Origin of the sequence: Stenotrophomonas sp. GD04024, assembly GCF_029837545.1 — a bacterium.
In the GTDB taxonomy this organism is placed as follows: Bacteria; Pseudomonadota; Gammaproteobacteria; order Xanthomonadales; family Xanthomonadaceae; genus Stenotrophomonas; species Stenotrophomonas forensis.
In genome coordinates, this window is the sequence record NZ_JAOEDV010000108.1 from 1 (window position 1) to 11,878 (window position 11,878).

9 protein-coding genes and 1 pseudogene are annotated in these 11,878 nt (G+C 66.6%); 5 read left to right on the plus strand and 5 right to left on the minus strand.

Translation table 11 applies throughout. The features are described from left to right. Positions 1-222, plus strand: a pseudogene (locus N7590_RS20595) (hypothetical protein); the annotation flags it as partial. Between the two features lie 160 nt (positions 223-382). Here the strand turns inward: N7590_RS20595 and acnA are convergent. Beyond that, complete coding sequence (gene acnA, locus N7590_RS20600; protein ID WP_279935849.1) at positions 383-3,136, minus strand: aconitate hydratase AcnA; 2,754 nt, start codon at positions 3,134-3,136, stop codon at positions 383-385. 301 nt (positions 3,137-3,437) lie between these two features. On the opposite strand from acnA, the gene N7590_RS20605 reads away from it, so the two are divergent. The 4 genes from N7590_RS20605 (at position 3,438) to N7590_RS20620 (ending at position 7,246) form a co-directional block, all read left to right on the plus strand. Then, positions 3,438-3,662, plus strand: a complete 225-nt coding sequence (locus tag N7590_RS20605) for an AbrB/MazE/SpoVT family DNA-binding domain-containing protein (protein ID WP_005409505.1) — start codon at positions 3,438-3,440, stop codon at positions 3,660-3,662. Between the two features lie 6 nt (positions 3,663-3,668). Next, the gene (locus tag N7590_RS20610) at positions 3,669-4,067 is read left to right on the plus strand and encodes a type II toxin-antitoxin system VapC family toxin (RefSeq protein WP_008267153.1); all 399 of its coding nucleotides are present in this window, start codon (positions 3,669-3,671) and stop codon (positions 4,065-4,067) included. Between the two features lie 44 nt (positions 4,068-4,111). Then, positions 4,112-6,703, plus strand: coding sequence for a bifunctional aconitate hydratase 2/2-methylisocitrate dehydratase (gene acnB, locus N7590_RS20615; RefSeq protein WP_164241641.1), 2,592 nt, complete (start codon positions 4,112-4,114; stop codon positions 6,701-6,703). 180 nt (positions 6,704-6,883) lie between these two features. After that, a complete protein-coding gene (locus N7590_RS20620; protein ID WP_239544299.1) occupies positions 6,884-7,246 on the plus strand; it encodes an energy transducer TonB in 363 nt (120 codons plus the stop codon). A 70-nt stretch (positions 7,247-7,316) separates the two neighbouring features. Here the strand turns inward: N7590_RS20620 and N7590_RS20625 are convergent, their stop codons facing one another. The 4 genes from N7590_RS20625 to N7590_RS20640 all read right to left on the minus strand — a co-directional run. After that, positions 7,317-9,302, minus strand: a complete 1,986-nt coding sequence (locus N7590_RS20625; RefSeq protein ID WP_164241643.1) for a hypothetical protein — start codon at positions 9,300-9,302, stop codon at positions 7,317-7,319. Between the two features lie 83 nt (positions 9,303-9,385). Further along, positions 9,386-10,459, minus strand: a complete 1,074-nt coding sequence (locus tag N7590_RS20630) for a chemotaxis response regulator protein-glutamate methylesterase (protein ID WP_164241644.1) — start codon at positions 10,457-10,459, stop codon at positions 9,386-9,388. Continuing rightward, on the minus strand, positions 10,456-11,052 hold the full coding sequence (gene cheD, locus N7590_RS20635; protein WP_008264676.1) for a chemoreceptor glutamine deamidase CheD: 597 nt from the start codon (positions 11,050-11,052) through the stop codon (positions 10,456-10,458). Before cheD ends, N7590_RS20630 begins: the two co-directional genes overlap by 4 nt. Beyond that, positions 11,049-11,878 (minus strand): CheR family methyltransferase (locus N7590_RS20640; RefSeq protein ID WP_279935852.1); only part of this gene is annotated, 830 nt, incomplete at its 5' end. The genes cheD and N7590_RS20640, both read right to left, overlap by 4 nt.

An 11,878-nucleotide genomic window follows, 5' to 3' on the forward strand; every position in this document is an offset into this window, starting at 1 on the left:
CGCTGCCCGCAGGGCTTCCTCTCCAACGTCTACCAGGGAAACGCCGGTGCGGTGTGCTATCGCATCGAGGATACGCCGCATCCCGCCGGTGAGATGTCGGTGACAGTGTTCAACGAGGATGCGCCGGATGGGCATCTTGAGTGGGAGGAAGGCCTGTGGTCGCTGGACACCATGGGCCCCGCAGTGAAAACGTCGTGGCACCTGTTTGGCGTGCGGCCATGATCTGGAGGGTCGACGCGTGACCTGATGCCGGCGGCACGGTGTGCAGACGAAAAAGGCCGGATCCGTGAGGATCCGGCCCTTCTTCTTGTAGAGCCGAGCCATGCTCGGCTGACGCTGTGGCGATGTGGCCGAGCGCGGGCCCGGCTCTACCGTTGATGCGTTACTTGCCGGCCAACTGGCGCAGCACGTACTGCAGCAGGCCACCATGACGGAAGTATTCGACCTCCTTCGGGGTCAGCAGCATCACTGAAACCTCGAAGGTCTTCTTCGTGCCATCGGCCTTGGTGGCAGTGACCGTGGCGCGCTTGCTGGCGCCATCCTGCAGGCCGGTGATGTCGATCACTTCCGAGCCGTCCAGGCCCAGGCTCTGCGCGTTCTCGCCGTTGCGGAACTGCAGCGGCAGCACGCCCATGCCGACCAGGTTGGAGCGGTGGATGCGCTCGAAGCTTTCGGCGATGACCGCCTTCACCCCCAGCAGCAGGGTGCCCTTGGCCGCCCAGTCGCGCGACGAACCGGTGCCATACTCCTTGCCGGCCAGCACCACCAGCGGCACCTTGTCGGCCTTGTACTTCATGGCTGCATCGTAGATCGCCAGCTTCTCCGGCTGGCCACCGCCGGCCGGGTAGTACAGGGTGTTGCCGCCTTCCTCACCACCGAACATCAGGTTCTTGATGCGGATGTTGGCGAAGGTGCCGCGGACCATCACGTCATCGTTGCCGCGGCGGCTGCCGTAGCTGTTGAAGTCGGCCGGCTGCACGCCGCGTTCCTGCAGGAAGCGGCCTGCCGGCGAGTCCTTCTTGATGTTGCCGGCCGGGGAGATGTGGTCGGTGGTGATCGAGTCGCCGAACAGGCCCATCACGCGTGCACCGTGCACGTCGTCGATGCTGCTGGTCTGCATGGTCATGCCATCGAAGTACGGCGGGTTCTTGATGTAGGTGGAGGCATCGCTCCACTCGTACAGGTTGCCGTCCGGCGAGGCGATGGTGTTCCAGCGGGTGTCACCCTTGAACACATCGGCATAGTTCTGCTTGAACATCTCCGGGCCAATGGTGGCGGCGATGACGTCGCCGATTTCCTTGTTGCTCGGCCAGATGTCGCGCAGGAACACCGGCTGGCCATCGCTGCCGGTACCCAGCGGCTGGGTGGTCAGGTCGATGTCGGTGGTGCCGGCGATGGCGTAGGCCACCACCAGCGGCGGGCTGGCCAGGTAGTTCATCTTCACTTCGGGATGCACGCGGCCCTCGAAGTTGCGGTTGCCCGACAGCACCGAGGTGACCACCAGATCGCCGGCGGCGATGCCGGCGCTGACTTCGGTCGGCAGCGGGCCGGAGTTGCCGATGCAGGTGGTGCAGCCGTAGCCGACCACGTAGAAGCCGATCTTCTCCAGCTCCTTCAGCACGCCGGCCTTTTCCAGGTAGTCGGTGACCACGCGCGAGCCTGGGCCGAGCGAGGTCTTCACCCACGGCTGGCGGTTCAGGCCCTTGGCCGCTGCGTTGCGGGCCAGCAGGCCGGCACCGATCATCACCGCCGGGTTGGAGGTGTTGGTGCACGAGGTGATGGCGGCGATGACCACCGCGCCATCCTTCAGCCGTACCTTGCGGTTCTCGATCTCGATGTCGGCGAAGCCCTTGGCCAGCTGCTCGTTGCCGACCGCCGCACCGCCGCCTTCATTGACGAAGGAGGACACATCCTCGCTGCGCTTGTCGCGGTTGGCGGTCATGCCCACCAGCGCTTCGCGGTAGTTCTTCTGCACGTCCTCCAGCAGCACGCGGTCCTGCGGGCGCTTCGGGCCGGCCAGCGACGGCTTCACCGTGCCCATGTCCAGTTCCAGCGTGGTGCTGTACTGGGCATGCGGGCTGCCGGGTTCGTGCCACAGGCCCTGCGCCTTGGCGTAGGCCTCGACCAGGTTGATCTGCTCTTCGCTGCGGCCCGACAGGCGCAGGTAGTTCAGTGATTCGGCGTCGATCGGGAAAATGCCGCAGGTGGCGCCGTATTCCGGGGCCATGTTGCCGATGGTGGCGCGGTCGGCCAGCGGCAGGTGCTGCAGGCCGTCACCGTAGAACTCGACGAACTTGCCGACCACGCCCAGCTTGCGCAGCATCTGGGTGACGGTCAGCACCAGGTCGGTGGCGGTGGCGCCCTCGGGCAGCTTGCCGGTCAGCTTGAAGCCCACCACCTGCGGGATCAGCATCGACGACGGCTGGCCGAGCATGGCCGCCTCCGCTTCGATGCCGCCCACGCCCCAGCCGAGCACGCCGATGCCATTGATCATCGTGGTGTGGCTGTCGGTGCCGAACACGGTGTCCGGATAAGCGATGGCCGTGCCGTCCTTGTCGGCGGTCATCACCACGCGGGCCAGGTTTTCCAGGTTCACCTGGTGGACGATGCCGGTGTTGGGCGGCACCACCTTGAAGTTGTCGAAGGCCTTCTGGCCCCAGCGCAGGAAGCCGTAGCGTTCCTGGTTGCGCTGGAACTCGATCTTGCCGTTGAGGTCCAGCGCATCGGGCTTGCCGAACACATCGACCTGCACCGAGTGGTCGATGACCAGTTCGGAGGGAATCTGCGGGTTGATCTGCTCGGGCGAGCCGCCGAGCTTGACCACGGCGTCGCGCATCGCGGCCAGATCGACCACGCAGGGCACGCCGGTGAAGTCCTGCAGGACCACACGCGCCGGCATGAAGGCGATTTCGGTGTCCGGCTCGGTGGACGGATTCCAGCGGGCCACGGCTTCGATGTGGTCCGGGCCGACGGTGGCGCCGCCGTCCTCATGCCGGAGCAGGTTCTCCAGCAGGATCTTCATCGAGTAGGGCAGGTGGGAGATATCGAAGCGCTGGCCCAGCGTGGGCAGGCTGAAGTAGTCGTAGGTCTTGCCGCCGACGTTCAGCTGGCTGCGGGTGGAGAACGAATCGCTCATGCGGGGTAACTCCTTCTTGCGGATGGCTTGCAGTGGCTCGCGCATGGGCGGGCCTGCTTGCGGTCGCCGCGGGCCTGGTGGCCCCGGTGGTTCCAGTATGAACCCGAAACTGAATGGATTCACCCGGACCGGTTCCGGCCTGCGGCATCGGTTCCAGACTACAGGGGAAGGTGTATGGCGTATGTCACGTTTGTGGCCGATCCTTTGCGAGGCAAGGGCTGGCGGGGTGCCGGTCCGGGTCAGGGTGGAAGTATGCCCTGGGAAGTATGTATAATTTGTGCATACTCTGGAGGGCCTACCGATGGAAGCCACTGTTGCAGAACGCGGACAGATCACCCTGCCCAAGGCGGTGCGTGATGCCCTCGGCCTGACCAAGGGCACGCTGCTGAAGGTCGAGCTGGACGGCAGCCGCATCATCCTGCGCAAGAGTGTTGACGATGCCATTTCACGGGCGCGCGGCAAGTTCGCGCTGGACGGCTTCGAATCGTCCGACGCAGCGGTACGCGCGGTGCGTGACGAGGAATAAGCCGTGATGATCGCCGTCGATTCACCGGTGCTGGTCGAGCTGCTCAGCAATGGCCCGCAGGCCGATGCGGTGGAAGCCATCCTGCGGCAGAGCCTGGTCGGCGGTCGCGTGGTGGTCTGCGGGGCGACCCTGGCCGAGGTCTGCGCCTCGCTGCGCGGCGGCGCCGAGGTGCTGGAAGCGCTGGAAGAAATGGGCGTCCACTTCAACCCGATGGAAGCCAAGTCGGCGCTGCGCGCCGGCGAGATGCACCGCCGCCACCGCCAGCGCAGTGGCAGCCGCCGCAGCCTGGACGAATTCATGGTCGGCGCCCACGCACTGCTGCAGTGCGACGGCCTGATCACCTGGAACGATACGTTTTACCGCGACTACTTCAAGGGCCTGAAGCTGATCGTGCCGCAAGCCTGAGCCCACTTTTGTTTTTTCAACCTACGCATTACCCGGGAGTTGTCATGTTGGAAGCCTACCGCCACCACGTCGCCGAGCGCGCTGCGCTTGGCATCCCGCCGCTGCCGCTGAGCGCGCAGCAGACGGCCGATGTCATCGAACTGCTGAAGAACCCGCCGCAGGGCGAGGCCGAGTTCCTGCTCGACCTGCTGACCCACCGCGTGCCGGCCGGCGTTGATGACGCTGCCAAAGTCAAAGCCTCGTACCTGGCGGCGATCGCCCTGGGCAGCGAGCAGAACCCGCTGATCAGCCGTGAGCGCGCCACCGAGCTGCTGGGCACCATGCTCGGCGGCTACAACGTCGCGCCGCTGGTGCAGCTGCTGGACGACGCCAGCGTCGGCACCATCGCCGCCAACGGCCTGAAGAAGACCCTGCTGGTGTTCGATGCCTTCCATGACGTGCAGGAAAAGGCCAAGGCGGGCAATGCCAACGCCCAGGCCGTGCTGCAGAGCTGGGCCGATGCCGAGTGGTTCACCGGCAACCCGGAAGTGCCGCAGAGCCTGACCGTCACCGTGTTCAAGGTGCCGGGCGAGACCAACACCGACGACCTGTCGCCAGCGCCGGACGCGACCACCCGCCCGGACATTCCGATGCACGCGCTGGCGATGCTGAAGAACAAGCGCGACGACGCGCCGTTCACCCCGGAAGAAGACGGTAAGCGCGGCCCGATCCAGCAGATCCTGTCGCTGAAGGACAAGGGCCACCTGGTCGCCTACGTCGGTGACGTGGTCGGTACTGGTTCCTCGCGCAAGTCGGCCACCAACAGCGTGCTGTGGTGGACCGGCGATGACATTCCATTCATCCCGAACAAGCGCGCCGGTGGCGTCTGCCTGGGCGGCAAGATCGCCCCGATCTTCTACAACACCATGGAAGATGCCGGCGCCCTGCCGATCGAGCTGGACGTTTCGCAGATGGAGCACGGCGACGTGGTCGAGCTGCGTCCGTACGACGGCAAGGCACTGAAGAACGGCGAAGTGATCGCCGAGTTCGAAGTGAAGAGCGAAGTGCTGTTCGACGAAGTCCGCGCCGGTGGCCGCATTCCGCTGATCATCGGCCGCGGCCTGACCGGCAAGGCGCGTGAAGCGCTGGGCCTGGCCCCGACCGACCTGTTCCGCCTGCCGGTGCAGCCGGCCGACAACGGCAAGGGCTTCTCGCTGGCACAGAAGATGGTCGGCCGCGCCTGTGGCCTGGCAGAAGGCCAGGGCATGCGCCCGGGCACCTACTGCGAACCGAAGATGACCTCGGTCGGCTCGCAGGACACCACCGGCCCGATGACCCGCGATGAGCTTAAGGACCTGGCCTGCCTGGGCTTCTCGGCCGATCTGGTGATGCAGTCGTTCTGCCACACCGCCGCGTATCCGAAGCCGGTGGACGTGAAGACCCACCACACCCTGCCGGAGTTCATCTCCACCCGTGGCGGCGTCTCGCTGCGCCCGGGCGACGGCGTGATCCACAGCTGGCTCAACCGCATGCTGCTGCCGGACACCGTCGGTACCGGTGGTGACTCGCACACCCGTTTCCCGGTGGGCATTTCGTTCCCGGCCGGTTCGGGCCTGGTCGCCTTCGCCGCTGCCACCGGCGTGATGCCGCTGGACATGCCGGAGTCGGTGCTGGTGCGCTTCAAGGGCAAGATGCAGCCGGGCGTGACCCTGCGTGACCTGGTCAACGCGATCCCGCTGTACGCGATCAAGTCGGGCCTGCTGACCGTGGCCAAGGCCGGCAAGAAGAACATCTTCTCCGGTCGCATCCTGGAAATCGAAGGCCTGCCGGAACTGAAGGTCGAACAGGCGTTCGAGCTGTCCGACGCCTCGGCCGAACGTTCGGCCGCCGGTTGCTCGGTGCGCCTGAACAAGGAACCGATCATCGAGTACCTGACCAGCAACATCACCCTGCTGAAGTGGATGATTGCCGAGGGTTACCAGGATCCGCGTTCGCTGCAGCGCCGCATCGAGAAGATGGAAGCGTGGCTGGCCAACCCGGAGCTGCTGGAGCCGGATGCCGACGCCGAGTACGCCGCCGTCATCGAGATCGACCTGGCCGACATCCACGAGCCGATCGTGGCCTGCCCGAACGACCCGGACGACGTGAAGACCCTGTCCGAAGTGGCCGGTGCCAAGATCGACGAAGTGTTCATCGGTTCGTGCATGACCAACATCGGTCACTTCCGTGCGGCTGCCAAGCTGCTGGAAGGCAAGCGTGACCTGCCGACCCGCCTGTGGGTGGCCCCGCCGACCAAGATGGATGCCTCCGAGCTGACCAAGGAAGGCGTGTACGGCACCTTCGGCGCCACCGGCGCACGCATGGAAATGCCGGGCTGCTCGCTGTGCATGGGTAACCAGGCGCAGATCCGTGAAGGTTCCACCGCGATGTCGACCTCGACCCGCAACTTCCCGAACCGCCTGGGCCGCAACACCAACGTGTACCTGGGTTCGGCCGAACTGGCCGCGATCTGCTCGCGTCTGGGCCGCATCCCGACCAAGGAAGAGTACATGGCCGATGTGGGCGTGATCGCCGCCAGCGGCGCGGAGATCTACCGCTACATGAACTTCGACCAGATCGAGGAATACCAGGACGTGGCCAAGACGGTCGCTGCCTGATGCGGTAATGCCGGCCACTGGCCGGCACCCCGTTGAAACGAAGAACCCCCGGTGAGAGCCGGGGGTTTTTTGTGCGTGCAGCGTTAGACTTGCCGCCCCGCTTGTTGGAGTACACGGATGTTGCAGGATCGATTGAAGGGGAGTCGCACGTGCTGCGGTCACTGGGCTGGCAGTGCGGTGGTGCTGGCCACGCTGATGATGGCCCCTGCCGCGATGGCGCAGCAGGCGGTGCATCGAGCTGTTGTCGAGCCCGATCGGCCAGCGCACGTGCCGGCGTCGATCGTGACGGAGACCAAGCACAGCAATCCGCCGCGTTATCCGTCGCAGGCATTCCGTGATGAGAAAGAGGGGGAAGCGGTCCTGATGGTGCAGGTCGCCTCCGACGGGCAGTGGGTCGGCGCGACCGTACTGCAGAGCAGCGGCTGGCCGGAACTGGATGAGGCGGCGCAGGCGGCGACACGCAAGTGGCGCTACCTGCCGGCCAGCGAGGATGGCGTACCCGTGCCGGGAGAGATCCGCGTGCCGGTGTCGTTCAAGCTGTGATCACGCGTTGGTGATGCCGTTGCCAGGCACTGCCTGGCAACGGCACCCGTCCCGCTGCGGTTCCGACGCCTTACTGCGCGGCACACGCCTTGGGGGCGTGCACGAGGTTGACGCGCAGGCTGCCATCGGCAGCCACCTGCTTGCTCTCGAGCACGCACATCTCGTTCTCGAGCCGCATCATCACTTCGTAGTCCTGACCCGCCTTCGGCACGAACTGGATCGACAGCGCGTCCGGTGCTGCTCCGCAGCGGAGGTGGGCGACGTTCTGGAACTGTGCGTCGAAGATCAACGGCTTGCCGGCCTCCACCGAATACTCCTGGAAGTTCGGGTTAGAGAACAGGACGCTTTTCATCGCACGCACGGTGTCGGTTTCCGGCATTCCGATGGAAATGTTCTGCGGGCTGCCGCCCACCAGGCTGCCTACGGCTGCGCTGTTGCTGCGCGCGACCACGACTTTCCTTCGCGCGTCGCCACGGCATTGGCCACCGATATGCATGGTGATGCTGCGGCCGTTGGCACCGAAGATGCGGATGCGGGAGCGATTGCCGGCGGGCAGGGCAGCAGCAATGGCGCTGGCAGGCGCTGCGGCGCGCATCGCGGACGGAAACGCTTCTGGCAGACGCGCGACGAATCGCGCCACGCACTGCTCGGCCAGCTCGTCGGACACGCTCCTCACTTCGGCATAGTCATCGGCCTGCCACTGTGGCAGCGCAGCGGACTGCGTGCCATCGGTGCAGTCAACGGTCATGGCCGATGCGCCCGAGGCCGGCAGCACCTCGATCGTGGTGCGGTGCTTGAGCTCGTAGGGGATCTGCGAGCCACTGAGCTGCCCGTAGACCAGCGCCCACTCGTGCGGGTCGGCCCGCACGGTCACGGGGGCGCTGGGAACCGCGTCGGGATAGGCATTGAAGTACTCGGAAAGACGCTGCTGCAGCAGTGCCGGCACCCGCTCCACTGCGGGGCTGGACACGCCTTCGACGGTGTCGCCGCGCAGGGTGTCCTTCGAGAAGCCACGCGCCTTGCGTGCACCGACCACGGCCAGGGCGAAGATGTTCATCTTGGCCAGCGTGGCCACGCCCATGTCCGATCGGGTCACCAGTCGCAGGTCTGCGTCACCGGAACGCTTGCCCTTGGCATCGGTGTCGGTGCCATGGTCGATGTGGACCGCCTTCATCCAGTCCGTGGACAGTACCGGTGCCGGATGGCCGGCGTCTGTGGCCGTTGCGGCCTCGTCCTGGGTTGGCACTGGATCGAGCGAGGCGGCACTGATCGCAGCGGCCAGCTGGACGCTTGGCGAAGGGAACACGGTGGGCAGCTGTTCCACGAGCCGGTCAACGCAGCGCTGCGCGAACTGGCGTGCCGCGGTCCTGACCTGCGCGTAGTCATCTGCCTGCCAGTCTTCCAGCGGCGCCGTCTGTACGGGATCGCTGCAGGTGATGCTCAGCCAGGGCGGGCTGCTGGGGGACGACTGTGCAATGGTGAGGGTGGCCTCATGCTGCAGATCGTACGGAACCGCGTTGCCCGACAGCGACTGGTAGGTCAGCGACCACAGGCCGGCGTTTGCGCTGACGATCTGCGCGTGCTCGGGAAGTGCATCCGGATGTGCAATGAAGTACTCGGCCAGATGGCGGCGCAGCAGTGCGGGGATTTCGTCGACGGCCGGGCTCGGCACTGAGTCGATGACAGTGCCCCGCAGGTTCTTCTTCGAGAAGCCATCGACACGGCCACCGCCGGCCTTGGCGGCGGCCGCCAACTGGACAAGCTTGAGCGTGACGACTTTGCCGGTGTCGCCGCGCGAGACCAGGCGCAGCTTCAGATCGACATCGCGGTGTCCAGGCAGGCTGGCAGGCGCGCCCGGCACCACCTGGACGCGCGTACTCCAGTCATCGGGAGAGGGCGGAGCGGCTGCGCTGTCGACCGCTTGGGTGCGGTCTGCGTCGGTGGCAAGGGCAGCGTCGTGTACCGGGACGGCAGCGGGGTCTTCTGCCGATGCCGGCGGAGTCAGCATCAGGCCCAGCGCGATGGCGGCAGGCAGGCAGTTCAGGCGTAGTGCCACAGTGGAGCTCCTTGGGGAAACGCGATCAAGAACGGCCGGGTCCCCTTGGCCGGCCGTTCGGGAGAGGTGTGGTGCGCGTGGGCTCAGCCGCGCGCCAGCGCCAGCAGCCGTTCGGCAATCCGCTCGAGAGGGACCTGTTCTTCGGCAGCGCCCAGCTTGAACGCGGCGCCGGGCATGCCCCAGACCACGCTGCTGGCCTCGTCCTGCACCAGCGTCGGTGCGCCGGCCTGGCGCATTTCCAGCAGGCCGCGTGCACCATCGTCGCCCATGCCGGTGAGGATGGCACCGATGGCGTTGCCACCGGCGCTCTGCGCCACCGAGCGGAACAGCACGTCCACCGCTGGCTTGTGCCGGTTCACCGCCGGGCCGTCGTCGACCCGGCAACGCCAGCGCGCACCGTCACGGATGATGCGCAGGTGCTTGCCGCCCGGGGGCAGGTAGGCATGCCCGGGCAACACCGCTTCGCCGTCGCTGGCCTCGCGCACGGCCATCGCCGAGTGCCGGTCCAGGCGCTCGGCGAAGGCCGTGCTGAAACTGGCCGGCAGGTGCTGGGTCATCACCACGGCCGGCGCGTCTGCGGGCAGGCCTTCCAGCACCACGCGCAGGGCTTCGGTGCCACCGGCGGATGAGCCGATCGCGATCAGGCGGTCGGTGGTACGGAACTGCGGCGCGGCCGGGCGCATCGCCGGGGCGGCTTCGAGCGTGAGCTTTGGCGTGGCAGCGCGCACCAGCGGGCGCACCCGCGAGCGTGCCGCCATCTTCACCTTGGCGATGATCTCGTCGGCATAGCCCTGCAGCCCACGGGCCACATCGAGCTTGGGCTTGGAGACGAAATCGACGGCGCCCAGTGACAATGCCTGCAGGGTGGTGTCGGCGCCGCGCTCGGTCAGCGAGGAGATCATCACCACCGGCAGTGGATGCAGGCGCATCAGGTTTTCCAGGAACGCCAGCCCGTCCATGCGCGGCATTTCCACGTCCAGCGTGATCACGTCAGGGGCCAGGCGCTTGATCTTCTCGCGCGCCAGCAGCGGGTCGGCGGCGGTGCCGACCACGTCGATGGCCGGATCGCTGGACAGGATCTCGGTGAGCATCTGCCGCACGACGGCGGAGTCGTCGACGATCAGGACCCGGCAGGAGGCGTTGCCGGTGAGGCTCATTCGAACAGCTCCACGCCACCGGTGACCGGGGCCTTGGACAGGCGTGCACGCACCGCCGATTCGGTCGCGGCCACTTCGGCCTCATGCGCATGCGGCAGGCGCTGCACCACCACGCGGCCGGTATCGGCGAAGAACCAGATCTTGCGCGGATGGATGCCGCACAGGTCTTCGGCGATGATCGGGATGTGCTCGGCCTGCAGGTACTGGCGTACGAACTCGGCGTTGCGGGTGCCGACCGGGTTGCTGGTGAAGCCCTTGAGCACGTTGGCGCCACCGAACACCTTGGCTTCGATGCGCTTGCGGTGCGCGCCGCGCTTGAGCATGTCGTTGATCAGCAGTTCCATCGCGTAGCTGCCGTAGCGCGCGGGGGCGCCATCACCGGCGTTGCCTTCGGGCAGCAGGAAGTGGTTCATGCCACCGATCTTCAGTACCGGGTCGCGCAGGCAGGCCGCCACGCAGGAGCCGAGCGTGGTGGTCAGCGCGGTGGTGTCATCGACCACCAGATACTGGGTGGGCAGCAGCTTGGCGGCGATGGTCTTGAAGCGTGCGTCCTGGTAGCGCATCACATCGTCGGTACGCAGCGAGGCATTCATGCGCCGGCCTTTGCCGCACGGCGGTACAGGGTGCGCCCGCAGGGCTGGATGAGGTCGGCCGCGTGCAGGTAGTTCTCCGAGTGGCCGGTGTACAGCAGGCCGTCGTCAGCCAGGTGCTGCACCAGGCGGCCGAGGATGGCGCGCTGGGTGGGCTTGTCGAAGTAGATCATCACGTTGCGGCAGAACAGGGCGTCGAACGGGCCGCCGACGTCGTAGCGCGGGGCCAGCAGGTTCAGCGGGCGGAACTCGATCAGGTCGCGCAGCGCCGGCAGCACGCGGCACTGACCCTCGTTGGGGCCGCTGCCACGCTGGAAGTAGCGGCGGCGCAGGTCCGGATCGAGGTTGGCGACACGGTCGATGTTGTAGACGCCGCGGCCTGCAGTGGCCAGTACCTGGGTGTCGACGTCGGTGGCGACGATGCGTACCGGCGGCTTGAGGGTGCCGAATGCTTCGCAGGCGGTGATCGCCATCGAGTAGGGCTCTTCGCCGGTGGACGCGGCGCACGACCACAGCAACAGCGGCGTGCGGCCGTTGCGCTGCTGCAACTCCTCGCGCAGCTTGTCGAAGTGGTGCGGCTCGCGGAAGAACGAGGTCAGGTTAGTGGTCAGCGCATTGGTGAACGCCTGCCACTCATCGCCATCCTCCTGTTCCAGATGATCCAGGTACTGCTGGAAGCTGCGCATGCCGAGCGTGCGCAGGCGGCGCGACAGGCGGCCATAGACCATGTCGCGCTTTGCCGGCGCGAGGGCAATGCCCACGCGCTGGTAGATCAGGTCGCAGACACGGCGGAAATCACGGTCGGCGAACTCGAATTCGCGGGGGCCGG